Origin of the sequence: Kribbella kalugense, assembly GCF_004365875.1 — a bacterium.
GTDB lineage: Bacteria > Actinomycetota > Actinomycetes > Propionibacteriales > Kribbellaceae > Kribbella > Kribbella kalugense.
Genome location: NZ_SODF01000001.1, coordinates 160026 through 184994 on the forward strand (window position 1 = coordinate 160026; position 24969 = coordinate 184994).

A 24969-nucleotide genomic window follows, 5' to 3' on the forward strand; every position below is an offset into this window, starting at 1 on the left:
TGACGTCAGGACGTGCTGACCCGGCGTCCGGTCTCATTCGACTGGATGGCGGCGTGGGCGAGTTCGAGGGCTCGGCGGCCGGCGCGGGCGTGGACGGGGGGCTGTTCGCCGGCGCGGAGCGCGGTCAGCAGGGCGTCGACGTGGCGGTCGAAGGTGCCGGCGAAGTTGCGGGACTCGTCGTCGAAGTACGTCGAGTGCCAGCGCTGCTCGACCGGATCGCCGGCCTTCGAGAACGTCAGCGCACGGACGGTGTCGTGGATGACCAGTCGGCCCTCGGTGCCGTTGATCTCGATGCGCTGGGTGTCGGGATAGGCGTACGACGAGTCGTAGCTGCCGAGCATCGTGCCGACCGCGCGGTTCTCGAACCCGAGGGCGAGCGCGACCGTGCTGAAGGCGCCGTACGTCTTGTCCGTCATCTGCGCGGCGACGCTCGCGATCGGTCCGACCAGATGTTCGAGCATGTCGAAGCCGTGGCACTGGGTCTCGATCAGGTTCGCGTGCGGTGAGTTGCCGCGGTTGGCCTCGCCACCGAATCGCCAGGTCGCGAAGACGAGCTCGCCGAGTTCACCGGCGTCGATCAGGGCCTTCGCGCGCTGCACAGGTTCGGCGTACCGATGGTTGAAGTTGATCGCGAAGAACTGATCGCCGGCCTCGGTGAGCAGGGAGTCGGCCTCGGTGAGGTCGAACACGAGCGGCTTCTCGACCAGCAGCGGTACGCCGGTACGCACGAGCTTCAGCGTGATGTCGTAGTGGTCCTCGTTCGGCAGGCAGACCGTGACGAGCTCGGGCTGCTCTTTGTCCAGCAGCTCGTCGAGATCGGTGTACGGCGTCGTGCCGTACTTCTCGGCCCGCGCCCGCGTGCGGTCCGGCGTACGACCGAAGATGCCGCAGAGCTCGGTGTCCTCGCGACGGGAGAAGATGCGGGCGTGGTGCTCGCCCCAGCCGCCGGCACCAACCACAGCGACCCTCATGCAGCGCCTTCCTGGGTGATGACGACCTTGCCGGTCTCGCCGGTCATGAACAGGCGGAACGCCTCGCCGATCTCGCTGACCGGGAAGCGGTGGCTGATCACCCGGGAGATGAGGTCCTGATGCTCCGCGAGCACGGCGAGGTTGCCGGGCATCTCGTCGTACCGGAAGTACTCGCTGCCGAGGATCGCGTGCTCGGGGGCGATGAGGTCGCTGGACACATCGATGGTGATGGACTCGCCGTGGCCGACGCAGATCAGGACACCGCGCTGGCTGATCAGGTCGAGCGCGGCGCGGCGGGCGGATTCCTTGCCGGAGGCATCGAATGCGAGGTCGGGGCTACCAGCGGCCTTGAGATCGTCGGCGAGCAGCGGGATCGCGCCGAAGGACTCGGCGAAATCGAGCCGCCAGCGGGAGAAGTCGGAGATGTAGACCGGGACGTCGGCGCCGAACTTGAGTTTGCTCATCACGGTCAGGCCGAGGCCGATCGGGCCGGCGCCGGCGATGTAGACGCTCTCGACGTCCTGCCGGACCAGGGCCGCGCGACCGAGGGCGTGGCTGCTGGTGCCCATCACGTCGAGCAGCATCGTGGCGTTGCCGATCTCGATGTCGTCGGTGATCGGGAAGAAGTTCGACTCGTGCACCAGCTCGTACGGGCCGTAGCCGCCGTCGTTGGTGAAGCCCATGTCGGCGCGCTTGGCCAGGCACTGGTTGGTCGCGTTCAACTTGCAGCTGCGGCACTCGCCGCAGAAGTCCATCAGGAAGACGGCCCCGCGGCTGCCGACGGGCGTGCTGGCGCCTTCGCCGGCCTGCAGCACGGTGCCGGCGGCTTCATGTCCGGGTACGACGTCCGAGCCGTCGTAGTACTGGCCTCGGTCGGTGCCGCAGAGGGCGTTGGCCTGGACGGCGAGGAGGAGCTGGCCGGGGCCGGGGTCCGGGTACTCGTGGTCCGCGAACTCGATGTTTCCGGCGCCGGTGAACCTGGGAGCGAGGGCGGTACGCGTCATGCTGGTGGAATTTACTACGTAGCAAATCCTGCGCACAAGGGGTTGTCGAGTGTGCGTTCAGCGGGCCGAGCTCTCCCGGACGCGGAGTTCGTAGCCGGCCATCCGGTGCTGCGGGACGTGATCCTCGTCGAGCTGCTCCTCGAGCAGATCGAGCGCGGTGCTCGCGATGTCGTCGAGCAGCGGGGCGATCGTGCTCAGACTCGGGGTCGACAAACTCGACTCGATGATGTCGTCGAAACCGATCACGGAGACATCGCCGGGTACGTCGACGTTGCCGCGCTGCAGCGCTCGGAGGGCGCCGAGCGCCGCGGAGTCGTTCATCGCGAAGATGCCGTCGGGTTGCAGGTCGGCGAAGGTCCGGGTGATCGCGTCCGCGGCCGCCGCGGTGGTCCACTCGCTCTCGACGATCAGCGCCGGGTCGACGTCGAGGCCGTGCTTCTTGAGCGCGGCCTGGTAGCCCTGACGGCGGAGTTGGTACGAGCGTCTCGGGCCGTTGTTCGCGCCGAGCAGGAGGATCCGTCGCCGACCGGTGTCGAGCAGATGGGTGACTGCGGCCTGCGCCGCCTCGCGGTTCTTGATGCCGACGTGGTCGATCGTGCTGCCGGGCTCGCGGTCGCCGACCAGAACCACCGGATGCTTGCCGCGCTGATCCGACCGGCTGAGGGCGACCGCGCTCATGATCACGCCGTCGGTGAGGACCTCGCCGCCGCCGCGGAGTAGCTCCAGTTCGAGGTCGTGGCGGCCGCCGGTGGTTTCGACGAGGACCGTCGTACCGCGGGCTCGGGCTGCTGCGATGACCGACTCGGCGAGGTCGGCGAAGTACCGCTCCTGGAAGGTCGGGACGGCGAGCGTGACGGTCCCGGTGCGGCCGGTGCGGAGCCGGCGGGCGGCCGTGTTCGGGCGGTAGCCGAGGGCGTCGAGGCTGGCCTGGACGCGGGCGCGGGTGGCGGGGGAGACGTGGACGTAGTCGTTCACCACGTTCGAGACGGTGCGCTGGGACACGCCTGCGTGGCGGGCCACGTCGGACATGCTGACCGCCACTACCGCTCCTTCGGGCCTGGTTTGCGTCAGGTTATCAAGGCTAGACGTGACCTGGGTTGTAACTTCGGTTTACAGTTGCGGCATGAGCCTTCAGGAGAGGACCCGCGGGCGCCGGGACGCGATCGGGGTCGGCGTTGCCCTGCTCAACAAGCTGGCGCGGTCGCGGACGATCGACCGGTTCGGGCTGCGGAAGCCGGCCGAGCGCGCGGTGTTCGAGGCGACCAAGACCGGATTCCGGACGGCCGGAGCACTCTCTCGGCGGTTCACAGCCGTCTCGAGGCCCGCGTCACCGTCCCGTCTTCCGGCGGCCCGCGGGACCGGGCGGTTCGATCTGACGCCGACCGAGGACCAGCAGATGATGGTCGACGTGGTCCGGTCGTTCGCGGCCGACGTACTGCGTCCTGCTGCTTCAGCCGCGGATTCGGCCTGTGCGACGGAGGCCAAGGTGTTGGAGTCGTCGGCGGACCTCGGGCTGAGCCTGATCGAGGTTCCGGAGGAGCTCGGCGGCATCGTGACCGAGCGGTCGGCGATGACCGGCGTACTGGTCGCGGAGGCGCTCGCCTACGGCGATATGGGCCAGGCGGTCGCGTGTCTGGCGCCCTCGGCGGTGAGTACGGCGATCTCGCTGTGGGGTGACGAGACGCAGCAGGCGACGTACCTGCCTTCCTTTACTGGCTCGACAGTGCCTGCCGCCGCGCTGGCGCTGGTCGAGCCGCGGGTGCTGTTCGATCCGTTTGACCTCCGGACCCGCTGGACCGGTGGATTGCTGAACGGCGTGAAGTCGCTGGTACCGCGCGGTGCCGAGGCGGAGCTGTTCGTGATCGGGGCGCAGACGGACGCCGGGCCGGCCTTGTTCGTGGTCGAGGCGGACCACCCGGGCGTGACGATCGAGGCCGAGCCGTCGATGGGGTTGCGGGCTGCCTCGCTGAGCCGGGTGATCCTGACCGACGTACCCGCGGTGCAGTTGGGGTCGCTCGAGGACTACGCCGAGTGCGTGCGGCTGTCCCGTCTGGGGTGGTGCGCGTTGGCGCTCGGTACGGCGCGGGCGGTGCTCGACTATGTGACGCCGTACGTGAACTCGCGTGAGGCGTTCGGCGAACCGATCAGTCACCGGCAGTCGGTGGCGTTCATGGTGGCGAACATCGGGATCGAGCTCGAGGGCATGAAGCTGGTCACGTACCGGGCCGGATCGCGTGCGTCGCAAGGGCTTTCGTTCGCGCGGGAGGCGGCGTTGGCGCGACGGTTGTGCACCGAGAAGGGCATGCAGATCGGGACGGACGGCGTACAACTGCTCGGCGGGCACGGGTTCGTGAAGGAACATCCGGTGGAGCGGTGGTACCGCGACCTGCGAGCCATCGGCGTGATGGAAGGTGCGGTGCTGGTCTGATGATCAACCTAGAAACCCCTCGCAAGTTCCGGGCCTTCGTCAACCAGGCGCACCAGGTCGCGGCGGAGATGCTGCGGCCGAACTCGCGCCGCTACGACCTGGCCGAGCACGAGTACCCGGTCGAGTTGGACATGCTGGCCGCGATGGTCGACGGGTTAGGTGCCTCAGGCACCGGTTCGGGCGCGGGCGCTTCCGGCGTACGGCGTACTGCGGCTGGGGAGGACGGTGTCGTCAACGGGTCGAACCTGTCGTCGGTGCTGTCGATCATGGAGATGTGCTGGGGTGACGTCGGACTGTTGCTGTCGATGCCGCGGCAGGGCCTCGGCAACTCGGCGATCGCATCGGTGGCATCGGACGAACAGTTGCGGCGGTTCGACGGAGTCTGGGCCGCGATGGCGATCACCGAACCGGACTGTGGATCGGACTCGGCGAACATCCGGACGACTGCCCGGCTCGACGGCAACGACTACGTGCTGGACGGCGAGAAGATCTTCGTCACCGCCGGCGGACGCTGCGACGCCGTGGTCGTGTGGGCGACGCTGGACAAGTCACTCGGCCGGGCCGCGATCAAGTCCTTCGTGGTCATGAAGGACACGCCAGGGATGACGGTCGAACGGCTCGAGCACAAGCTCGGCATCCGCGCGTCTGACACCGCGACCATCCGGTTCGAGAACTGCCGGGTCCCGCGCGAGAACCTGCTCGGCTCGGCCGACATCGACAAGGGTTTCGCTGGTGTCATGCAGACCTTTGACAACACTCGGCCACTGGTCGCCGCGATGGCGGTCGGCTGCGCCCGCGCGTCCCTCGAGCTCACCCGGGATCTGTTGGCCGTGGCCGGCGTACAGCTCGACTACGACCGACCCGTCCATCTGCAGCCCGCCGCGGCCGCGACGTACCTGTCGATGGAAGCCGACTGGGAGGCCGCCTACCTCCTCACCCTGCAGGCCGCCTGGATGGCCGACAACGGCCAGCCCAACTCCCTCCAAGCGTCCATGGCCAAAGCCAAAGCCGGCCGCACCGCCAACGACGTAACCCTCCGCTGCGTAGAACTAACCAGCTCTCTCGGCTACTCCGAACACCACCTCCTGGAAAAGTGGTCGAGAGACAGCAAAATCCTCGACATCTTCGAAGGCACCCAACAGATCCAACAACTAATCGTCGCCCGCCGCCTACTCGGAAAGACCTCCGCCGAACTGAAGTAGCCCGCGCACGGTCGTATGACGACGGCAGCATGTGCGTGTACATCTGCAGCGTGAACCCCGGATCGTGGTGACCGAGGTACTCGGAAAGCTCCTTGAGGTTGACCCCGTCCGCGAGCGTAATGCCGGCGAAGTAGTGGTCAGAAGATGTAGAAGGCGGTGACGACGGCCGGGAGGATGCCGAGGAGGAGCCACGGGGAGAGCGGTTTGCGGCGGTGGATCGCGAGGATGCCTGCGGCGGTGAGGATGCCGATCACGCCGGACATGAACCACAGGCCGACGCCGCGTCCGAAATCGGTGGCCGCGACTCCGATGCTGTAGACGGCCAACGTGACAGCGGGAACCGTACCGACGTGGAACACGACCGCGGACACAACCCAGCGCTGGACGGTCTCGATGTTCATCGGGCGCGGAGTGCGCCGACGTCGTGCCATCCGCCGCTCGGCGGGTCGCGGCCGTTCTGGAGCCGGCTCCTGTGGTTCGGTGTTCTGCGCCTGCTCCATCATCACTGTCGTGTCCAATCCTTAGTGTACTAACAATTAGTCTACATATGATTGGTACGCTGGTGGCATGGCAGCGACGAAGATCACGCCGGCCGACAACGTGCTGGCGCTCGAGCAGCAGGTTTGCTTCGCCCTGGCGGTGGCCGCGCGGACCGTCATCGCGCTGTACCGGCCGGTTCTCGAGCCGATGGGCCTGACGCATCCGCAGTACCTGGTCATGTTGGCACTGTGGGAGTTCGAGCCGGTTTCGGTGAAGGATCTGTCCGGAATGCTGCAGCTGGAGCCGGCGACGCTCTCGCCGTTGCTGAAGCGCCTCGAAGCCGCCGGCCTCCTGCGTCGCGACCGCTCGGCGGCAGACGAGCGCTCGCTGGCTGTCGTTCTGACCGACGAAGGCCGAGCACTTCGGGACCAGGCCCTGGAGGTGCCGCCGGCCATCGTCGAGCGCCTCGGCATGGACGTCGACGAACTCATGGACCTGCACGGCAGGCTGACCAGAGTCATCGCGGCGGCCACGGATGGTCGAAGCTCTGGCGGCCGCCGTGGACGAGCGGTCGACGGCCAGACCTAGAGCAGCAGCCGGAAGATGTGGAACGCCTGTTCCCAGTGCGCTGTCTGTGGATTCTTGACGTCGGGGTCGATGACCTTGATCGTCCGGGCGAGTGCGACGCTCAGCCCTCCTACCACCTCGGGCAGGCGGGATTCGGTGTCCTCGCCGACGGTCACGCCGAGCGGTGGCCACGTCGTCAGCTGGGCCAGGATCGGCTGAAGCTCGATCTCCTCGTCGAGCTCGCGGAACTCGTGCATGCTCTGCTGCAATCCCATGGTGATAGGCAGGTCGCGCAGTTGGAGGATGTCCCGGCCGTTCGCTTTCGCCGTGCCCTGGCCGATCATCAGGAGATCGTGGAGCTTGTCGCCGACGAAGTCGCTGTAGCGCTTGAGGTCATCTTTGTCGACGTCCAGACCCGCCGCGGCGCGGAAGAAGCGCTCGAACCTGTGTACAGCCATGACCGTCATGCCGTCTCCTCTTTGTGCAGTGCTGTCGCATGCGCCTTCTCGGGCGGTGTTCTTCGCCAGCTGACTCTGAGGGTGGCGAGGCCCACCAACGCCACCACGGCCAGGAGACCGATGGACAGCAGCGTGAACACGTGCACCTGCTCAGAGGTGGGCGTCGGCAGATACCCCATCGAGAGGAGCCGGTACTGCCACGACGTACCGGTGAGCACGAACGTGAGTGCGAGCGCGATGCTGTGGCTGGAGTCCCACAAGGCGTGCAGCACCGAGACCCACAGGTACATGAGCAGAACCGCCCGATTGAAGCGGAATCGCCCTGCGCGTGCCTCCCGGAACAACACTCCTCCGAGGACCGCCGTCCAGAGCCCATGCCCGAACGGCGCCAGCATGCTCCGCAGCAGCTCCGTCTCGACGAGAGCGGTCAACGACAGGCCTTTGACGGTCAGCAACGCGTTGAATGCGTATCCGGCCGATTCGAACGCCGCGAAACCGAAGCCGACCGCGGCACCCAGCACAAACCCGTCGCGCCCATGACGCTGTGCGAGGTGGCGGGTGACGAAGACGAGAGCGCCGAGTTTGGCGGCCTCCTCGATCAGGCCGACGCCGAGGAACAACCAAGGGGAGGGCTGCAGCAGATAGGTCTCCAACAAGGATGCTGCGAGCACACCCAACAGTCCACCGATCACAAAGGCTTTGACGATGAGCTCGGCGGTGACGTGGGTGTCCCGCCACCTTTCGAACGCCCAGGCGACGAAGGTCACGGGGACGAGGAAACTGCCGAGCAGGATCAGCGTCGGTACCAGGTTGGCGTTGCCTGTCAGCAGCGTGACGATGAGGCTGGTGAGCCACAGGACGAAGCCGGCCAGAAAGATCCGTACCCACTGAGTGTCTCGCCGGTGTGCCGATCCCGCGCCGTGGGGATTGTCAGGCAGTCGGACAAACGGAGTACCCGCGGACACCTGGTTCACCTCCCGCGCAACCGATCGCGGACGTCGTCCACGACGAAGGCGAGTCCGATTGCGAGGAGCCAGGCGTCCTTCGCGATCGGCACGCCCTGATCAGTCGGGCGCAGGCTGCCTTCCTGCCGCAGACCCGGGGTACGCAAGTACAGACCGAGGAGGGTGCCGGAGAACGCGGTCAGGGCCGCGCCGACGAGAGCGGCCGGCACCACTGGGACCAGGAGTGCGGTGCCGAGGGCAATCTCACCGGCCGACAAGGATCCCACGAACAAACCGGGATCGAGCCGTCGGAGGAAGGGATAGGCGCCGACCGCGAATCCGTGGGCCTGCTTGGCTGCCGCCTCGTCGGCGCGGAACTTGGCCAGACCGGAATTGAGGATGAAGGCGCCGGTGCTGACTCGCAATGGCACCTGCCAGGCCTTCAGTTGCAGATTCACGGTTCGCCTTTCCATTGCTCAGTGGCTCACTTCAGGCAGGCGTGCGGTTGCGAGTCTTGCCCACGGGTCTGGCGTCGTCATCCCGGAAGCTTGTAGTCCGTCGCCCTCGCTCCTTTCGTTGACCGGCGGATTGGTCTACGGGAGATGGGGTAACCTGGCAACGATGTCCTAGCTGTCCGTGCTAGCTATGAGACGCTCCAGATATGGGTGCAGCCACGAGGAGCCTGCCCGGCGGTTGTTCGCCGCGAGAACGCGTGTGGTACAGACCAGGAGATGCGTTCTTGCTATGCCTGATCAGGCGGTCTACAGCATCGGGGCCCTCGCGCGGATGCTCGGTATCCCGGCGGCGACGATTCGGACCTGGGAGGAACGGTACGGCGTCGTGGTGCCCGAGCGGAGTCCGGGCGGACACCGCCTGTACTCGCGGCTGCAGGTAGAGCAACTGCGCTTCGTCGGCGATCGGTTGTCGGACGGAATGTCGGTCGGCGACGCCTACCGGCTGCTGCAGGGCCGCTTGGCCAGCGGCGTACCGCTGGAGTCTGTGAAGATCCCCGACGGCAGCGGTTTGCTCATCCTGCTGGCCGAGCAGGATCCCTTCGCCGCCGACTTCTCCGACTACTTCCTGCGGACCGAAGGGTACGGCGTCACGGTCATCTCGACGGCCGAGCAGGCCGTGGCCGAAGCCGTACGGAGGACTCCGGATCTCGTCCTGATCGATCTGATGATCTCGGGCGCGCAGGGTCTGCGGCTCTGCGCCCAGTTGCGACGGCAGTTCGATGTTCCGGTGCTGGCGATCTCCACGCTCGATCTCCGCGACGAGGCGCTGGAAGCCGGCGCCGCCGCGTTTCTGAAGAAACCACTCGAGCCGCTGCGACTGGTGTCGGTGGTCCGGGACCTGCTGGGGCAGAGCGCCTATCTGCGCTCGAGCTCCGCTGTGGAATCCGGCCCATGAACGACCGGATGACGTCTGGATCGGATCCGCTCGATGTCGTTCTGGGCGGCGGACTGCCACGGAACGCGATCATCTTGGTGATGGGCGCACCTGGCGCCGGCAAGACGATCATCGCGCAGCAGTGGGTGTTCGCCAACGCGACCCCTGAGCGGCCGGCCTTGTACCTTTCCACCGTCTCCGAGCCACTGGAGAAGCTTCTCCGCTACGGTCAGACGCTGTCGTTCTTCGACCCGAAGGCGGTCGGGCGGAGTGTCTGGTACGAGGACCTCGGCGGAACTCTCCGTGACCAGGGCCTGCAGGGAGTTCTCGTCCGCGTGCGCGAGCTCGTCCGGGTCAGACGGCCGGCGATGATCGTGATCGACAGCTTCAAGGCGATGCATCCCTACGCCGGGCGGAGCGGTGGCTTTCGCCCGTTCCTGCACGATCTCGCCGGCATGCTGAGCGCCTTTCCGGCGACCTCGATGTGGGTGGGGGAGTACCAGGAGGACGAGATTCAGCGCTCTCCCGAGTTCGCTGTGGCCGATGCGATCATCGCGCTGAAAAGCGTCCATTCCGCTGAACGCAGCTCCCGGGCTCTCCAGGTACACAAGCTTCGGGGTGGCGGCTTCCTGGCCGGCACACATTCCTACCGCCTGTCGGAGGAAGGCATCACTGTCTATCCCCGGCTCGCCGACCCCGCGGATCCGAGAGACTACGAACTGCGCGGTGAGCGCGTTCCGTCCGGCATCCAGGCCCTCGACGACATGATGGAGGACGGCTACTGGTCGGGTTCGTCGACGCTGGTGGCGGGACCGACCGGTATCGGGAAGACGGTGATGGGACTGCACTTCGCCTTTTATGCGGTCAACCATGGCGAACGCGCGATCATCGCGACGATGCAGGAGCATCCGTCGCAGCTGGAGCGTACGGCGTCGCAGTTCGGCTGGTCCGTGAAGTCCGACAACCTGACACTCATGTACCGCAGCCCCGTCGACCTCAATGTCGACCAGTGGGTTTACGAGCTCCTGGACACGATGGAGACCACCGGAGCCCGCAGGGTGCTCCTGGACAGCCTCGCGGACCTGCAGGCCGCGGCACCGGATGAGACGCGTTTCAGGGAGTACCTCTACTCGCTGCTGCACAGATCCTCGCGGCATGGAATCAGCCTGATGATGACGTACGAGCTCCCGGAGCTGTTCGGGGCGTCCAGACTCTCGGACGTCGCGGCGTCGCACCTGTCCGACAACGTCGTACTGCTGCAGTACAGAGATGACGCCGGGGCGATGGCGCGCACGCTCACAGTGCTGAAGACACGGGCCACCGACCACGAGTCGAGGGTGCGGGAGTTCCGGATCGCCGCCGATGGGATCGCTCTCGTTCCCACGTCCGAGGCGCGCGAGCCACTGAGGGACTTTGGGGCTGGCCAGAGTGCCGGGAAGGTGTAGTTGCCTTCGGCACTTCCTCGACAACCCTGGCGGATTTCCGGCCGCCCGAGAGAGGCTTCAGCTGTACCGCGCCGCGTACGGCGAGTGAGAGGCAGGGGCTCCCATGTTCACGCCACGACCTTCGGCGGGCCGGCTTCGCGGCCGGGTGGGAGAGCTCAAGTCGGTCCTCGACCTCCTCGGCACCGCGGCGGCCGGGCACAGCGCGATCTTGCTGGTGGACGGTGCGCCGGGCATCGGAAAGACCCGACTTCTCGCCGCGGCCGAGGATCAGGCGACGCACGACGGCTTCAGCCTCGCGAGGGCCCATGCCGAGGAGCTGCCGCGGCCCCCGCCGCTGGCGCCGCTGTTCGCCGGGCTTGACCTGGCGCCATCGGGCGTCGCACAGGCCAGTCAAGGGCATATGCTCGCGTGCCTGGAAAAGTTGGCGGTTCACACCGAGAAGCTCGCCGCACGAGGTCCGGTCTGCATCACCTTGGATGACGCTCAGTGGGCCGACTCGACGACGATAGCGGCGTTGCGAGCGTTGCCGGTGTGGCTGGCGGAGTATCCGATCGGCTGGGTGCTGGTGCGTCGGACGGCGGGGGAGGACCCCCCGATCGACTGGTTGTTCGGGGAGTGGGAGCACCTGGGAGCGTCCCGGATCGCACTCGGGCCCCTCGCGGACGATGCGGTCACCGACGTCATCGCCGACGTGCTCAGCGCGCGCCCGGACGGTGACCTGCTGGCCATGGCGCACGGTGCGGCGGGTAATCCGCTACTTATCAGAGCACTCCTGGACGGACTGCGGGCCGAGGGCGGCGTCGCTGTCGCCGGTGGCCGCGCACAACTGCTGTCCGGACGGCCGCCGACGCAGGTGTGTGAAGTCGTCCATGACTGGGTCATGCGGCTCAGCCCCACGGCGCGCCATCTCCTCGATGTCGCCGCGTCCTTGGATCGATCATTTGCCGTGGACGACCTGCGCGACCTGCTCGGATGGCCGGACGAGCAACTGCGGCAGCCGCTGCACGAGATCATCGCGGCCGACCTGCTCATCCCGGTTGCGAAAGATGTACTGGCGTTCCACCACGATCTCGTCCGGCAGTCGGTCGCCGATCGCGTCCCGGCCGCCATGCGTTTCGCGCTGCACCGTCAGGTAGCTGGGACGCGCCGGTTCCGCACAGACCTGGCTACGACCCCAGCGATCGGCCGGCCGCAGGATGCTGTCGAGGATTGGGACTGTCTGACCGGTGGCGAGCGGACGGTGGCCGAACTGGTGGCTCAAGGGCTGACCAACCGCGAGGTGGCGACGCGGCTCTTCCTCTCGCCGCACACTGTCTCTTTCCATCTGCGAAAGGTGTATCGAAAGCTCGGCGTCCGGAGCCGGGTGGAGCTGACCCGCGCGTCTGTCCACCGCGAACGGGATCGGCTGTCTCGCCGATGAACCCTCGATCCTTGCTCGGCCGGGAGACCGAGATGCGTCGACTCGGCGAATCCGTCATGGCTGTAGCGGCTGGTCGTGGGTGCGTCATCGCGGTGGAGGGCACGGCCGGCCTCGGTAAGAGCAGGCTGGTGCTGGAGACGGTGACCTGCGCCCGGACGCTCGAGATCGGCGTCGGATCCGGTGTCGCCGACGAGTTCCACCGGGTGTCGCCGCTGACGCCGTTGCTGGCGGCATTGCGTGACTGCAGTCCGCCGATTCTCGGCAATGCAGAGTTCGATCCCGTGCACCTGCTGGACTATGACGCCTCCTGGCTGATCGACCGGCTCGAAGCGGCACTCAGGAGGACTGCGGTTCGGCGGCCAATCATGATCACACTGGACGACCTGCAGTGGGCGGACCCGCTGACAGTGATCGCGCTCAGAGCTCTGACCGAACGTCTGGCAGCCAGCCCGATCATGTGGCTGCTGAGCCGGCGTCCTTGGCCGTCCACGCCGACGGTGGACGCGTTGTTCTCCGACCTGGTCGCAGCCGGTGCGATCCCGCTCAGGCTGGCGCCGCTGGAGCCGGCGGCTGTGGCACGGGTGGCCGGTGATCTGCTGGGCGCCGCACCGGACGGTGCGCTGCTGGGACTGCTGGAGAAGTGCGCCGGCAACCCGGCAGTCGTGGTGGACCTGCTGACCACGCTCGCCGAACATGACGAGCTCATCATCGACGCGGCACGCGCTCGACTTCTGCCCGGCTCTCTGCAGCAGCGGCTCCGCGGTTGGCTGACCCAGGTTGAGCCATCGACCCGGCAACTGCTGGATGCCGCATCGATCTTCGGCCGAACCTTTGACCTGCCGTCAGTCGCAAAGGTTCTGCATCGCAGGGTTGCCGAGTTGCTGCCGGCGGTCCAGGAGGCGCTCGGAGCAGGTCTGCTGGTGGAGGCAGGCACACAGCTGGAGTTCCAGCATGATCTGATCCGCGAGGCGGTCTACGGTGCGCTCCCGGTTGGCGTGCGGCGGGACCTGCATCGCCACGCGGCTCACGCATTGCTCGCCACGGGTGGATCGCTCTCCGATGCGGCGGCCCACACCATCACTGGCGCCGTGCCTGGCGACGCCCAAGCCGCCGCGCTGCTGGTCCGGGCTTCCGACGATGTCGCGGCCGCTGCTCCTGGCCCGGCGGGGGACCTGAGGCTGCGCGCCGTCGACCTGATGCCGTACGCCGACGTCGATCGGCCAGGGCTTGTGCTGGAGACGATGAGCCTGCTCCTTCGCGCGGGGCGGAACGCGGAGGCCCATGCACTCGCTGAGGTCTCCTTGCGGGCCGACCTACCAACGGAAGTCGAGGCAAGGCTTCGCTTCGAACTGGCCGACTCCCTCGGGATCGCTGGTTGCTCGGCCTCTGCGTTGCACCACGCCAGGACTGCGCTCGCCCTCGAGGGTGTCGACGACTCGACGCGGGCCTTGCTGTTGGCCGCAGAGTCGAACGCACATCTGATGGCCGGTAACCCCCGCGCGGCCCTGCGAGCAGGCGAACAGGCTCTCGCTACTGGCAGGACGTCGGCTCGGGCGGGCCGGGCTCTCCTCACGATGGGGGCGGCCGAGAGGGTGCGCGGTCGCCTGACGAGATCGCTCGAACTCGTCGATGAAGCCGTCGACGTGCTGGCCTCTGACACGACTGAGGAGCGGCACCTCGAGGTCTGCTGGACGCGGGGCCACACGCTGATGGCGCTCGATCGCTTCGACGAGGCGGAGGCCGCCTTCGATGCCGCCGGCCGGCGAGTGGCTGGGCCCGGCACGGAGTGGACTAACGTGTTCGGGTCCGCGTGCCGCGCGACGCTGCTGCTGCATCGAGGTGACCTGGACGATGCCATTGCCGAAGGCAACGCGGGCCTGATCCGTGCCGAGGAGCTGCAGTCGTGGAAGTACGTGCCGGAGTTGTGCGCCGTACTCGCGGAGGCGAACGCCTACCGGGGCGAGTTCGGGTCGGCCCGCCGTCAGTTGCGGCGCGGCGTCAGCAGGGTGTACGAGCCGGGCAGTGACGGAGCGCAACGGCTGGCGTGGGCGAGCGCGGTGGTCGACGAGACGGCCGGTGAGGAACCCGCACGCGTGGTCGCGCACCTCGCCTCGCTGTATCAGAAACTGCCGGACGGTCTGCAGGTGCTGGCGTTCGATCCCATGGTTGGACCGCGCCTGGTGGGGCTGGCGAGGCGAGCGAATGACGCGAAGCGCGCTGGTACGGCCGCCGATGCGGCGGACACCCTCCGTCGGATCAACCGTGCGGTGATCTCGTTCGACGCCGCGGGCCTGCAGGCCCGCGGCCTGCTCGACGACGACGTCGACCGCCTGGTGGCGGCTGTGCACGCGTTCGAGGCGAGTCCCCGCCCGCTGGCGCGCGCCCGTGCCGCCGAGGATGCCGCGGCCGGCCTGTTCGAGCAGCGCCGGCGTGCGGAAGCCCTGGAGCAGCTCGAGCTGGCACGTGCCGAGTACGACCGGGCCGGCGCGGTCGTGCTCGGCCGGCGCGTCCGGCAGCGACTCTCGGAAAATGCCGGGCCGGGAACGGAACAGTCAACGGTCAAACGGCCGAGCTTCGGCTGGCCGAGCCTGACGGCGGCCGAGCTCCGGGTCGCGCGACGTGCAGCGACCGGACTCACCAACCACGCCATCGCCGACGAACTCGAGCTGTCTCCGCACACCGTGGAGTCACACCTGCGGCACGCCTATCGCAAACTCGATGTCCGATCCCGAGTCGAACTCACCCAGGTCGTCCTGACCCGCGAACCGACCGTCGATGTCTGATCAACCGATGATCGCCTGATCCCCTGAACCACACGTTCTGGGGATGTGTTCGGAGTCTGAGCGGACCAGGTTTGTGTGTGTCCGTGACAAGGCGTACAGAGGCCCGGAACACACAGGAGGCAGACCATGGCGAAGGCCGTCGGCATCGACCTGGGCACGACCAACTCAGTGATCGCCGCGATGGAGGGTGGCCAGCCAACGGTCGTCCCGAACGCCGAAGGCGCCAGAACCACTCCTTCCGTGGTGGCGTTCACGGACTCCGGTGAGCGGCTGGTGGGCCAGTTGGCCCGTCGTCAGTCCGTACTCAACCCCAAGGGCACGATCACCTCGGCGAAACGGTTCATCGGCCGGAGGTTCGATGAGGTCTCCTCCGAGCTCTCCGCCGTCTCGTACGACGTCGTCCCCGGGCCGGACGGGGCGGTGAGATTCGAGATCCGGCACATTCTGCACGCACCGGAGGAGATCTCCGCGCTGATCCTGCGCAAACTCGTCGAAGACGCCGGGAAGTTCCTCGGCGAGAAGGTCACCGAGGCCGTCATCACCGTGCCGGCGTACTTCAACGACGCCCAACGTCAAGCGACCAAGGACGCGGGCCGCATCGCGGGCCTCGAGGTACTGCGGATCATCAACGAGCCGACCGCGGCTGCGCTCGCCTACGGGATGGACAAGCTGGAGAACGAGACGATTCTGGTGTTCGATCTCGGCGGCGGTACCTTCGACGTCAGTGTGCTCACGGTCGGCGACGGAGTCGTCGAAGTCCAGGCGACAGCCGGTGACCCGCATCTGGGCGGCGACGACTTCGACCGCCGGGTGGTCGACAAACTGGCCGACGACTTCCTGCGTGAGGTAGGGGTCGACCTGCGCCAGGACCCGCAGGCCTTGCAGCGGTTGTTCGAGGCCGCCGAGAAGGCCAAGGTCGAGCTCTCGTCGGTCACCCAGACGACGATCAGTCTGCCGTTCATCACCGCGAACGCCCAAGGTCCGCAACATCTCAACACCACGCTGATGCGGTCCACCTTCGAGCAGTTGACCGCAGACCTTGTCGATCGGTGCCTGGGGCCGGTTGAGCAGGCGATGAGCGACGCCAAGATGACCGCGAACGACATCGACGAGGTGATCCTGGTCGGCGGTTCGACCCGGATTCCGGCCGTCCAGGCCCTGGTACGCCGGCTGACCGGCGGCAAGGACCCGAACATGACCGTGAATCCGGACGAGGTGGTCGCTATCGGTGCCGCCGTACAGGCCGCGATCATCAAGGGTGAGGTCAAGGACGTGCTGCTGCTCGACGTCACCCCGCTGTCACTGGGGCTGGAGACGATGGGTGGCGTGATGACGAAGGTCATCGAGCGCAACACGACCATCCCGGCCCGCCGGAGCGAGATCTTCAGTACCGCCGAGGACAACCAGACCGCGGTGGATGTGGTGGTCCTGCAGGGCGAGCGGGAGCTGGCTGCGGACAACCGGGTGCTGGCTCGCTTCCGCCTGGAGAATATCCGCCCGGCGCCGCGCGGCGTACCGCAGATCGAGGTCACCTTCGATATCGACGCGAACGGCATCCTGCACGTGGCCGCGAAGGACAAGGACACCGGCGCGGAGCAGAAGGTCACGATCAGCGAGACCTCCAACCTGGACCAGTCCGAGGTCGAACGGATGATCGCGGACGCCGAGGCGCACCGCAGCGACGACAACCGGCTGCGTGAGCTGGTCGATGCGCGCAACGCGCTGGACTCGGTCGCCTACCAGGTGGAAAAGGCCCTCGCCGACCGAGGCGAAGCGGTGGCCGAGCACGACCGGGCCAGGGCCGGGATGCTGGTCGGCGACGCCCGCGAGGCGATCAAGGATCAGGAAACGCCATTGGAGCGGCTGCGTTCGCTGACCGGTGAGCTGCAGCAACTCGCCCAGGCTCTGAGTTCGAGCACGCCGCCGCAGGGCTCCAGCGGTACGCCGCCGGCGGACGGTGACGACGACGTCATCGATGCCGAGTTCTCGACGAGCTGATCCGAATGGCCGATCAGGAGACCGACAACGGTGCGGCGCCGTCACGAGTCGAGGACGAGCTGGAGGAGGCGCGCGAGAAGGCCGCCGAGATGGAAGACAGGTGGCGGCGCACGGCGGCCGAGCTGGACAACTTCCGGAAGCGAGTCGCGCGCGAGTCCGGACAGCAGCGGGACACCGAACGCGCCCTGGTCGCCGCCAGTTGGCTGCCGGTCGTCGACAACCTGGAGTTGGCGCTGGAGCATGCCGACGCCGGCGACGAGGCGATCGTCGAAGGTATCCGGGCCGTGCGGGACCAGGCCCTCGCCGTACTGTCCGGACTCGGCTACCCCCAGGTCGACGACAGCGGGAAACGCTTCGACCCGGCGCTGCACGAGGCGGTCGGTACCACGCCCAGCCCTGAGGTGCCGGCCGGCACGATCGTGCACGTCGTCCGGCCCCGGTACGGTGACGGAACTCGGGTGCTTCGTCCGGCCGGCGTGGTGGTCGCCGCGGAGGAGCGCTGATGCCCAGCCGGGATTTCTACACAACCCTCGGGGTTTCGCGGGACGCGAGCGCCGACGAGATCCAGAAAGCCTACCGCCGGCTCGCTCGCAAGTATCACCCGGACGTCAACAAGGACCCCGACGCGGAGGAACGGTTCAAGCAGGTCTCCGAGGCTTACGACGCTCTGTCCGATCCCCAACAGCGCAAGCGGTACGACGCGTTCGGTGAGGACTTCCGCCGGGTGCCTCCGGACGTCGACCCCGACACCTACGCCCGGTCCCGTGCCGGCCGGGCCGGGGGCGGCGGCCGGACCAGGGAGCCTACCTGGGATACCGGAGCGAGTCAGTTCGATGCCGAGGGCATCGATCTGGACGACCTGCTCGGCGGGATGTTCGGTGGCCGAACCCGGCGCGGCTGGGGCCGGATCCCGGGCTCGGACCAGGAGGTCGAGCTGGAGCTGACCGTCGAGGAGGCCTACCGGGGCGGCAACCGGAAACTGACCGTGCGCGGTCCGACCGGCGCGGACCGGACCATCGACGTCAAGATCCCGGCCGGCGTGGTGAACGGTCAGCGGATCCGGCTCGGCGCGCAGGGCGGCCAGGGCACCGGTGGCGCACCCGCCGGAGACCTGTACCTGGTGGTCCGGATCGCAGATCATCCGCGGTGCCGGGTCTCTGGACGTGACCTCACCGTCGACCTGCCGCTCGCCGTGTGGGAGGGGGCGCTGGGTGCGTCGGTGTCGATCGAGACCCCCGGTGGTGACGCGACGGTGAAGGTGCCGAAGGCCAGCTCGAGCGGACGCAGGCTCCGGCTCAAAGGCCGCGGTCTGCCGAACCCCCGTGGGACGCCGGGTGATCTGTACGCCGAGGTCAGATTGATGGTTCCGCCGAGACTCACCCGCGAGGAGAAGCGCCTGTTCGAGGAGTTGGCCGGGACGTCGAAGTTCGACCCGAGGAGGCGGGCATGAGCCATCAGTTGACCAGGCCCAGCCGGTTCGCGCTTGAGGACTTCGCGCGGCTGACCGGAGCACATCCCGAACTGCTGAAACGGTTCGTCGCCCTGGGATTGCTCGAGGCAACGACCGACGGCAGCGGCGAGTTGTGGTTCGTCCCGTCGCAGCTGAGCCGGGTGGCCCGGATCCAGCGACTGCGGGCCGGGCTCGACCTGAACTATGCGGCGCTGGGTCTGGTGATGGACCTGCTGGATCGCATCGCCGTGCTGGAAGCAGAGCGCAGACGTTTCGTCCGAAGAGGAGCCAGGACATGGACATGAACCGCCTTACGCAGAAGTCGCAGGAGGCTCTGCACGACGCTCAGACGAAAGCCCTGCGGTTCGGGCACAGTCAGATCGACGGCGAGCATCTGCTCCTGGCGCTGTTGGAGCAACCGGACGGTCTGGCCCCGAGGCTCCTGGCCCAGGCCGGTGCGGATCCGGACGGGCTGCGGGACAGCTTGGAACAGGAGCTGAACCGGCGTCCCAAGGTCAGCGGTCCGGGCGCGGAGCCCGGCCAGGTGCTGGTCACGCAGAGGTTGTCGCGGCTTCTCGACGCTGCGGACCGCGAGGCCAAGCGGCTCAAGGACGAGTACGTCTCGATCGAGCATCTGGTGATCGCTCTACTGGACGAGGGCCGGCAGAGCGCCTCCGGGCGGCTGCTCGCCGATCAGGGGTTGACTCGCGACGGCTTCCTGTCGGCGTTGACCGCCGTCCGGGGGAACCAACGGGTCACCTCGGCGATGCCGGAAGCGTCGTACGAAGCGTTGGAGAAGTACGGCCGGGACCTGGTCAAGGATGCGTCGGAGGGCCGGCTGGATCCGGTCATCGGCCGGGACAACGAGATCCGCCGGGTTGTGCAGATCCTGTCCCGCAAGACCAAGAACAACCCGGTGCTGATCGGAGAGCCCGGCGTCGGCAAGACTGCGATCGTCGAGGGCCTGGCGCAACGGATCGCGAACGGCGACGTACCGGAGGGCCTGCGCGACCGAACTGTCTTCGCGCTCGACATGGCCTCGCTGGTTGCCGGGGCCAAATACCGCGGCGAGTTCGAGGAACGATTCAAGGCCGTGCTCAACGAGGTGAAGGCGGCCGAGGGCCGGATTCTGTTGTTCGTCGACGAGTTGCACACCGTGGTGGGTGCGGGGGCGACCGAAGGAGCTATGGACGCGGGCAACATGCTGAAGCCGATGCTGGCCCGCGGTGAGCTGCACATGATCGGCGCCACCACCCTGGACGAGTATCGGATGCATGTCGAGAAGGACGCGGCCCTGGAACGCCGGTTCCAGCCGGTCATCGTGGACGAGCCGACGGTCGAGGACGCGATCTCGATCCTGCGCGGACTACGTGAGCGGCTGGAGGTCTTCCACGGCGTGAAGATCCAGGACGCCGCGATGGTCGCGGCCGTGGTGCTCAGCCATCGGTACATCTCCGACCGGTTCCTGCCGGACAAGGCGATCGACCTGGTGGACGAGGCCTGCGCGATGCTGCGGACCGAGATCGACTCGATGCCGGCCGAGCTGGACGAACTGACCCGGCGGGTGCGCCGGCTGGAGATCGAGGACGCCGCGCTGGCCAAGGAGGAGGACGCCGCCAGTCGGCAGCGGCTGGACGAACTGCGCAAGGAGCTGGCCGATCTGCGGGCCGAGGCCGACGCGATGCACGCGCAGTGGGAGGCGGAACGGCAGGCGTTGCGTAAGGTCCAGACGCTGCGGCAGGAGATGGAGCAGGTCCGGCAGGAGGCCGAGCAGGCTGAGCGCGACTACGACCTGAACCGGGCAGCCGAACTGCGGCACGGCCGGCAACCGGAGCTCGAACGTCAGCTCGCGGCCGAGGAGGAGCGATTGGCCAACAAGCAGCACGGTCAGCGGCTGTTACGCGAGGTCGTGACCGAGGAAGAGATCGCGTCGATCGTGTCGCGCTGGACCGGCATCCCGGTCAGCCGTCTGCAGGAGGGCGAACGGGAGAAGCTGCTGCGCCTGGACGAGGTGCTGCACGAGCGCCTGATCGGTCAGGACGAGGCGGTCCAGCTGGTCGCGGATGCGATCGTTCGGGCCCGTTCGGGAATCAAGGACCCGCGCCGGCCGATCGGCTCGTTCATCTTCCTCGGTCCGACCGGGGTAGGAAAGACGGAGCTTGCGAAGACACTTGCTGCGGCCCTGTTCGACACCGAGGACAACATCGTCCGGATCGACATGAGCGAATACCAGGAGCGGCACACGGTGAGCCGGCTGGTGGGCGCGCCACCTGGGTACGTCGGCTACGAGGAAGGCGGCCAGCTGACCGAGGCTGTGCGGCGCAAGCCGTACTCCGTGGTGCTGTTCGACGAGATCGAGAAGGCACATCCGGATGTCTTCAACACGCTGCTGCAGATCCTCGACGACGGCCGGCTGACCGACGCGCAGGGGCGGACAGTCGACCTGCGCAACACCGTGATCATCATGACGTCGAACATCGGCTCGGCGTACCTGCTGGACGGCGTGACCGCGGACGGGCAGGTCAAGGAGGATGCGCGGGACGCCGTGATGGACGAGTTGCGGCGGCACTTCCGGCCTGAGTTCCTCAACCGCGTCGACGAGATCGTGCTGTTCAAGCCGCTCACGATGGCCGAGATCGAGCGCATCGTCGACCTGATGTTCGACGACCTGCGGACCCGGCTGGCGGATCGCCGGATGACGCTCGAGGTCGAGCCGGAGGCGGCCCGGCACATCGCTGCTCAGGGCTTCGACCCGGTGTACGGCGCCCGCCCGTTGCGGCGGTTCATCGCCCGCGAGGTAGAGACCCGCATCGGTCGCGCTCTCCTCGGCGGCGACGTGCTGGACGGAGCGGTGATCCGAGTGACCGTCCAGGACGGCGACATCACCGTCACACACGAGAACCCGGTGGAGGTGGCGGCATGAAGGTCGTGACGTGTCCGAATTGTCAGCGCCGCAACCGGGTGCCCGCCGTGGCAGAAGGCACCCCCCGATGCGGTAACTGCGGGCAGCCACTGCCTTGGATCGTCGATGCCGGCGACAACGACTTCGCCGAAGTTGTGGAGCAGTCAAGCCTGCCGGTGCTGGTCGACCTCTGGGCGCCATGGTGCGGACCGTGCCGGAGGGTCAGTCCCGTGCTGGAACAACTCGCCACCGAGAAGCGAGGCCAGCTGAAGCTGGTCAAGATCAACGCAGACGAGGCTCCCAAGCTGTCCGAACGCTTCGAGATACGATCCATTCCGACCCTGATGGTGCTGCGCAACGGAGAGGTTGTCGCAACGCAGATCGGCGCCGCGTCGGCACCGGCGCTGCGACCTTGGCTGGAAGAGGCACTGGCCAAGGAGACAACCTCGTGAGCGGCATCCCCGGACGGCCCTGATGAAGGAAACGCCGGACCTGTACGGCGCTTATCCGCGGCTGGACGAAGTCCAACTGGCCGAGCTGCGGTCGCTCGGCGAGCGCCGTACGACCAGTTCCGGCGAGGTGCTGCAGCAGGCGGGAGAGTCACCGGACGAGTTCATCGTCGTGCTCGACGGCGCGGTCGCCATGGTGCAGGACCTGGCGCAGCAGGAGCGTGTGGTCGCCGTCCACGGCCCGAACCGCTTCCTGGGCGAGGTCGGCATGCTGACCGGGCAGGCGCTCTTCCTCACCGCGGTGGCACAGGAGCCCGGCGAGGTGCTGGCCGTGCCGCTCGACCAGCTGAAGGACCTGGTACCGCGGGATCCGCGACTTGCCGACCTGATTCTGCGGGCGTTCCTGATCCGTCGGTCGCTTCAGCTCACCCTCGGCGCGGGCTTCGCAATCATCGGGTCACGGTTCTCCTCCGAGACGCGCCGGTTGCGCGAGTTCGCGGCGCGTAACCGGCTGCCACATCACTGGATCGACCTGGAAACCGACGCGGAGGCCGAGCGCATGCTTCGCGAACTCGGTATCGAACGGGACGAAACGCCAGTAGTGATCTGGCGTGGTGAGGTGCTGCGGAACCCGGACAACGAACGCCTGGCCGCCGCGGTGGGACTCCGCCGTACGACGCCGGTGCAGTCGGTGTGCGACCTGATCGTCGTCGGCGCGGGGCCGGCCGGTCTCGCCGCGGCAGTGTACGGCGCGTCAGAAGGTCTGGCGACCGTGGTCCTGGATTCCGTGGCCACCGGTGGCCAGGCAGGCACCTCGTCGAGGATCGAGAACTACCTAGGCTTTCCTGCGGGAATCAGCGGCGCCGAACTCGCCGACCTCGCCGAGATCCAGGCCAGGCGCTTCGGCGCCGAACTCACGGTGCCGGCCACCGCCGTGGCACTGGGGGAGCGGGACGGACACCACCTGGTGGTTCTGGAGGACGAAGCACGTATCAGCGGGCGGGCGGTGCTGATTGCTTCTGGCGTCCGCTACCGAAAACTTGACGTGCCCGGACTCGACGCCGTGACGTCGGCAAGCGTGTACTACGCGGCGACCGAACTGGAGGCGAACCTGTGCCGGAGAGACCCGGTGGTGATCGTCGGTGGCGGCAACTCGGCCGGACAGGCCGCGGTCTTCCTCGCCCAGCACGCGGCAACGGTGCTGCTCGTTGTCCGGAGCAACGAACTCGGGCAGGACATGTCGCAGTACCTGGCTGACCGGATCGAGCGGAACGACGGGATCCAGGTTCAGCCGCACAGCGAGGTGCGCGAGGTCCATGGTGATCGGGCACTGGAGGAAGTCGTGGTCGAGGACTCGAAGACTGGCGAGCGCCACGTCGAACCGGCGAAAGCCCTGTTCGTCTTCATCGGCGGTCTCCCGCACGTCCGCTGGCTGGGCGACCAGATCCTCCTGGACGACCGGGGCTTCGTCCTGACGGGCAATCAGCTGGCCGGCGAGCGGCAGTTGCTCGAGACGAGCAGGCCAGGAGTCTTTGCCGTCGGCGACGTCCGCAGTGGGTCGGTGAAACGGGTGGCCGCCGCTGTGGGGGACGGCGCCCTCGCCGTACGGATGGTGCACGAGCATCTTGGTCAGCACCGGTAGTTCGTTGCTATTAGCAACAGAACCGTCGAGGCTTCGGTCGATCGCGTCAGGAGTCGGCGGACTGGTCGCGGGCGAGGCGTTCGCGGCGGTCCTGTTCGCGCTTGGAGTACGCGGCCGCGCGAATCGATTCGTCCGACTCCAGGCCGGAGCCGAGACCACCGCCGACAGTGGCGGCGGACGCGACGAACCAGGCCAGGACGAACAGGTCGCCGGGCCCGACCGGAGCGTTGACGGAGCTGCCGACCAGATCGGGGTCGAGGATGAAGGCGGCCCATGCGAGGTTCACGACGTACAGGGCGACATAACAGATGAGCACGCCCACCGTCAGCGTCAGCAGTGTCGACGCGTTGTAGAGGCGTGACCTTTCCCGCGCCGACGGGGAGTCGTCGTCAGGGCGGTCCCACAGTTCTCCGTCGATCACGAGCCACCCGACGACCAGGGCGATCGAGGCGACGGTCGCGACGACCAGACGCCACCACGACAGCGAACTGGCCAGCAGCCAGACCGTGGAGTTGATCGTGGCTACGGCGCTGGTTGCCAGCGCTGCCACGAGCGCCGACTTCAGGCCGGGCACCAACAGCCACGGCCGGTTGGCGAGCACCATGCCCGAGAGCAGGCGCAGGCGGCCGTTCAGGCGGGGAAGGGCCACCTGGTGCTCGTCCTGCGCGTCCGGATCGGCCATGCCGGTGAGCAGCGAGCGCACCGCCCGACGAGTGCGGGAGTGCATCCGAAGCCCGCCCAATGCGGGCAGTGACAGCACCGCGGCCTGTCGTTGTGGGTCGGCCTCGACCAGCAGGTGCCGGCCCTCACTATCGTGGAGAGGCAGCTCTGTCAGGCCGATCACCAAGTCCCAGCCGTGCCGGCGAGCGTGGTCCTGCAGCCGGCCCACCGCGGTGTCGACGTCCTCGGAGCCGGTGGTGAAGGGCTCACTCAGCACGGTGATGTTCCAGGGGTCGCGGCCGTCGAGCGGCCTCAGGTCGGTCAGACGCCGCGCGATCACAGTCGGCGCGGCGGGATCAGACACGAGTCCGACGCGGATGGATTCCATGAACGTTCAGTACCCAGTCGTGCAACGACTACCCGGATCAGCGGACAACCACCTGTTCTGGGGATGTGTGTCATCCGCTGGTGGACAAGATTGGGAACGGACAGCAGCAGGACCAGGACACCAGGAGGCCGAGCATGGCGGATCCTCATCTGAGGATGATCAGGCCGGTCCGGCCACGCACACCCCAAGGGTGCGAGGAGTGCCTCAGGCTGAACTCGCCCTGGGTGCACCTGCGGCTGTGTCTGACCTGCGGTCACGTCGGCTGCTGCGACTCCTCGCCGCTGAAGCACGCGCGCGCCCACGCGGCGTACGACGGACACCCGATCGTGCAGTCGTTCGAACCGGGTGAGGACTGGCGCTGGTGCTACTTCGACGAAGCCTTCGTCTGA

23 protein-coding genes are annotated in these 24969 nt (G+C 67.6%); 15 read left to right on the forward strand and 8 right to left on the reverse strand.

Annotated features, from left to right (window positions below):
* Window positions 1-5: 5 nt before the first annotated feature.
* The 3 genes from EV650_RS00760 to EV650_RS00770 are packed head-to-tail and all read right to left on the reverse strand — an operon-like array spanning window position 6 to window position 3016.
* Window positions 6-971, reverse strand: a complete 966-nt coding sequence (locus EV650_RS00760; protein WP_134114290.1) for a Gfo/Idh/MocA family protein — start codon at window positions 969-971, stop codon at window positions 6-8.
* Window positions 968-1975, reverse strand: a complete 1008-nt coding sequence (locus EV650_RS00765; RefSeq protein ID WP_134114292.1) for an alcohol dehydrogenase catalytic domain-containing protein — start codon at window positions 1973-1975, stop codon at window positions 968-970. Before EV650_RS00765 ends, EV650_RS00760 begins: the two co-directional genes overlap by 4 nt.
* 57 nt (window positions 1976-2032) lie before the next feature.
* Window positions 2033-3016: a LacI family DNA-binding transcriptional regulator gene (locus EV650_RS00770; protein WP_134114294.1), complete on the reverse strand. Its 984-nt coding sequence runs from the start codon at window positions 3014-3016 to the stop codon at window positions 2033-2035.
* 82 nt (window positions 3017-3098) lie between these two features.
* On the opposite strand from EV650_RS00770, the gene EV650_RS00775 reads away from it, so the two are divergent.
* Together EV650_RS00775 and EV650_RS00780 are read left to right on the forward strand one after the other, a co-directional pair.
* Window positions 3099-4403 carry an acyl-CoA dehydrogenase family protein gene (locus tag EV650_RS00775; RefSeq protein ID WP_134114296.1) on the forward strand — a complete coding sequence of 435 codons (1305 nt, stop codon included), beginning with the start codon at window positions 3099-3101 and terminating at the stop codon, window positions 4401-4403.
* The gene (locus EV650_RS00780) at window positions 4403-5605 is read left to right on the forward strand and encodes an acyl-CoA dehydrogenase family protein (protein ID WP_134114298.1); all 1203 of its coding nucleotides are present in this window, start codon (window positions 4403-4405) and stop codon (window positions 5603-5605) included. Before EV650_RS00775 ends, EV650_RS00780 begins: the two co-directional genes overlap by 1 nt.
* 137 nt (window positions 5606-5742) lie before the next feature.
* Here EV650_RS00780 and EV650_RS00785 read toward each other — a convergent pair whose 3' ends face one another.
* Entirely contained in the window at window positions 5743-6123 is a 381-nt protein-coding gene (locus EV650_RS00785) for a hypothetical protein (RefSeq protein ID WP_134114300.1), read from the reverse strand.
* 49 nt (window positions 6124-6172) lie between these two features.
* Here EV650_RS00785 and EV650_RS00790 point away from each other — a divergent pair, with 49 nt between their 5' ends.
* Window positions 6173-6673: a MarR family winged helix-turn-helix transcriptional regulator gene (locus EV650_RS00790; RefSeq protein ID WP_134114302.1), complete on the forward strand. Its 501-nt coding sequence runs from the start codon at window positions 6173-6175 to the stop codon at window positions 6671-6673.
* Here EV650_RS00790 and EV650_RS00795 read toward each other — a convergent pair.
* From EV650_RS00795 to EV650_RS00805, 3 genes are read right to left on the reverse strand one after another with little or no spacing between them, the layout of a single operon-like run.
* Window positions 6670-7119, reverse strand: a complete 450-nt coding sequence (locus EV650_RS00795; protein WP_134114304.1) for a DUF1931 family protein — start codon at window positions 7117-7119, stop codon at window positions 6670-6672. The two genes, EV650_RS00790 and EV650_RS00795, sit on opposite strands and share 4 nt — an antisense overlap.
* On the reverse strand, window positions 7116-8075 hold the full coding sequence (locus tag EV650_RS00800) for a PrsW family intramembrane metalloprotease (protein ID WP_202874284.1): 960 nt from the start codon (window positions 8073-8075) through the stop codon (window positions 7116-7118). Before EV650_RS00800 ends, EV650_RS00795 begins: the two co-directional genes overlap by 4 nt.
* Before the next feature lie 5 nt (window positions 8076-8080).
* A complete protein-coding gene (locus EV650_RS00805) occupies window positions 8081-8512 on the reverse strand; it encodes a hypothetical protein (RefSeq protein WP_238173950.1) in 432 nt (143 codons plus the stop codon).
* Window positions 8513-8798: 286 nt separating this feature from the next.
* Between EV650_RS00805 and EV650_RS00810 the strand changes: the two genes are divergently transcribed.
* The 11 genes from EV650_RS00810 (at window position 8799) to EV650_RS00860 (ending at window position 23532) form a co-directional block, all read left to right on the forward strand.
* The gene (locus EV650_RS00810; RefSeq protein ID WP_166677973.1) at window positions 8799-9464 is read left to right on the forward strand and encodes a response regulator; all 666 of its coding nucleotides are present in this window, start codon (window positions 8799-8801) and stop codon (window positions 9462-9464) included.
* Entirely contained in the window at window positions 9461-10888 is a 1428-nt protein-coding gene (locus tag EV650_RS00815) for a DUF7125 family protein (RefSeq protein WP_134114310.1), read from the forward strand. Before EV650_RS00810 ends, EV650_RS00815 begins: the two co-directional genes overlap by 4 nt.
* 103 nt (window positions 10889-10991) lie before the next feature.
* Window positions 10992-12308, forward strand: a complete 1317-nt coding sequence (locus tag EV650_RS00820; protein WP_134114312.1) for a helix-turn-helix transcriptional regulator — start codon at window positions 10992-10994, stop codon at window positions 12306-12308.
* Window positions 12305-15091: a helix-turn-helix transcriptional regulator gene (locus tag EV650_RS00825; RefSeq protein WP_134114314.1), complete on the forward strand. Its 2787-nt coding sequence runs from the start codon at window positions 12305-12307 to the stop codon at window positions 15089-15091. The genes EV650_RS00820 and EV650_RS00825 overlap by 4 nt, the downstream gene beginning before the upstream one ends.
* Window positions 15092-15217: 126 nt before the next feature.
* Window positions 15218-17089, forward strand: a complete 1872-nt coding sequence (dnaK, locus tag EV650_RS00830; RefSeq protein ID WP_134114316.1) for a molecular chaperone DnaK — start codon at window positions 15218-15220, stop codon at window positions 17087-17089.
* Between the two features lie 5 nt (window positions 17090-17094).
* A complete protein-coding gene (locus EV650_RS00835; RefSeq protein WP_134114318.1) occupies window positions 17095-17592 on the forward strand; it encodes a nucleotide exchange factor GrpE in 498 nt (165 codons plus the stop codon).
* Window positions 17592-18539: a DnaJ C-terminal domain-containing protein gene (locus tag EV650_RS00840; protein ID WP_134114320.1), complete on the forward strand. Its 948-nt coding sequence runs from the start codon at window positions 17592-17594 to the stop codon at window positions 18537-18539. Before EV650_RS00835 ends, EV650_RS00840 begins: the two co-directional genes overlap by 1 nt.
* A complete protein-coding gene (locus EV650_RS00845; protein WP_134114322.1) occupies window positions 18536-18844 on the forward strand; it encodes a chaperone modulator CbpM in 309 nt (102 codons plus the stop codon). The genes EV650_RS00840 and EV650_RS00845 overlap by 4 nt, the downstream gene beginning before the upstream one ends.
* Complete coding sequence (gene clpB, locus EV650_RS00850; RefSeq protein WP_134114324.1) at window positions 18835-21462, forward strand: ATP-dependent chaperone ClpB; 2628 nt, start codon at window positions 18835-18837, stop codon at window positions 21460-21462. Before EV650_RS00845 ends, clpB begins: the two co-directional genes overlap by 10 nt.
* Window positions 21459-21893 carry a thioredoxin TrxC gene (gene trxC, locus EV650_RS00855; RefSeq protein WP_134114326.1) on the forward strand — a complete coding sequence of 145 codons (435 nt, stop codon included), beginning with the start codon at window positions 21459-21461 and terminating at the stop codon, window positions 21891-21893. Before clpB ends, trxC begins: the two co-directional genes overlap by 4 nt.
* 22 nt (window positions 21894-21915) lie before the next feature.
* On the forward strand, window positions 21916-23532 hold the full coding sequence (locus tag EV650_RS00860; RefSeq protein ID WP_134114328.1) for an FAD-dependent oxidoreductase: 1617 nt from the start codon (window positions 21916-21918) through the stop codon (window positions 23530-23532).
* 46 nt (window positions 23533-23578) lie between these two features.
* Here the strand turns inward: EV650_RS00860 and EV650_RS00865 are convergent, their stop codons facing one another.
* Window positions 23579-24580 carry a hypothetical protein gene (locus EV650_RS00865; protein WP_134114330.1) on the reverse strand — a complete coding sequence of 334 codons (1002 nt, stop codon included), beginning with the start codon at window positions 24578-24580 and terminating at the stop codon, window positions 23579-23581.
* A 134-nt stretch (window positions 24581-24714) separates the two neighbouring features.
* Here EV650_RS00865 and EV650_RS00870 point away from each other — a divergent pair, with 134 nt between their 5' ends.
* Entirely contained in the window at window positions 24715-24969 is a 255-nt protein-coding gene (locus EV650_RS00870; RefSeq protein WP_134114332.1) for a UBP-type zinc finger domain-containing protein, read from the forward strand.

Excerpts from the sequence above, each read along its gene's own strand:
- EV650_RS00760 (WP_134114290.1), bottom strand. The coding sequence starts at position 971 with ATGAGGGTCGCTGTGGTTGGTGCCGGCGGCTGGGGCGAGCACCACGCC.
- EV650_RS00765 (WP_134114292.1), bottom strand. The coding sequence starts at position 1,975 with ATGACGCGTACCGCCCTCGCTCCCAGGTTCACCGGCGCCGGAAACATC.
- EV650_RS00775 (WP_134114296.1), top strand. The coding sequence starts at position 3,099 with ATGAGCCTTCAGGAGAGGACCCGCGGGCGCCGGGACGCGATCGGGGTC.
- EV650_RS00780 (WP_134114298.1), top strand. The coding sequence starts at position 4,403 with ATGATCAACCTAGAAACCCCTCGCAAGTTCCGGGCCTTCGTCAACCAG.
- EV650_RS00790 (WP_134114302.1), top strand. The coding sequence starts at position 6,173 with ATGGCAGCGACGAAGATCACGCCGGCCGACAACGTGCTGGCGCTCGAG.
- EV650_RS00795 (WP_134114304.1), bottom strand. The coding sequence starts at position 7,119 with ATGACGGTCATGGCTGTACACAGGTTCGAGCGCTTCTTCCGCGCCGCG.
- EV650_RS00810 (WP_166677973.1), top strand. The coding sequence starts at position 8,799 with ATGCCTGATCAGGCGGTCTACAGCATCGGGGCCCTCGCGCGGATGCTC.
- EV650_RS00815 (WP_134114310.1), top strand. The coding sequence starts at position 9,461 with ATGAACGACCGGATGACGTCTGGATCGGATCCGCTCGATGTCGTTCTG.
- EV650_RS00820 (WP_134114312.1), top strand. The coding sequence starts at position 10,992 with ATGTTCACGCCACGACCTTCGGCGGGCCGGCTTCGCGGCCGGGTGGGA.
- EV650_RS00825 (WP_134114314.1), top strand. The coding sequence starts at position 12,305 with ATGAACCCTCGATCCTTGCTCGGCCGGGAGACCGAGATGCGTCGACTC.
- dnaK (WP_134114316.1), top strand. The coding sequence starts at position 15,218 with ATGGCGAAGGCCGTCGGCATCGACCTGGGCACGACCAACTCAGTGATC.
- EV650_RS00835 (WP_134114318.1), top strand. The coding sequence starts at position 17,095 with ATGGCCGATCAGGAGACCGACAACGGTGCGGCGCCGTCACGAGTCGAG.
- EV650_RS00840 (WP_134114320.1), top strand. The coding sequence starts at position 17,592 with ATGCCCAGCCGGGATTTCTACACAACCCTCGGGGTTTCGCGGGACGCG.
- EV650_RS00845 (WP_134114322.1), top strand. The coding sequence starts at position 18,536 with ATGAGCCATCAGTTGACCAGGCCCAGCCGGTTCGCGCTTGAGGACTTC.
- clpB (WP_134114324.1), top strand. The coding sequence starts at position 18,835 with ATGGACATGAACCGCCTTACGCAGAAGTCGCAGGAGGCTCTGCACGAC.
- trxC (WP_134114326.1), top strand. The coding sequence starts at position 21,459 with ATGAAGGTCGTGACGTGTCCGAATTGTCAGCGCCGCAACCGGGTGCCC.
- EV650_RS00860 (WP_134114328.1), top strand. The coding sequence starts at position 21,916 with ATGAAGGAAACGCCGGACCTGTACGGCGCTTATCCGCGGCTGGACGAA.
- EV650_RS00865 (WP_134114330.1), bottom strand. The coding sequence starts at position 24,580 with ATGGAATCCATCCGCGTCGGACTCGTGTCTGATCCCGCCGCGCCGACT.
- EV650_RS00870 (WP_134114332.1), top strand. The coding sequence starts at position 24,715 with ATGGCGGATCCTCATCTGAGGATGATCAGGCCGGTCCGGCCACGCACA.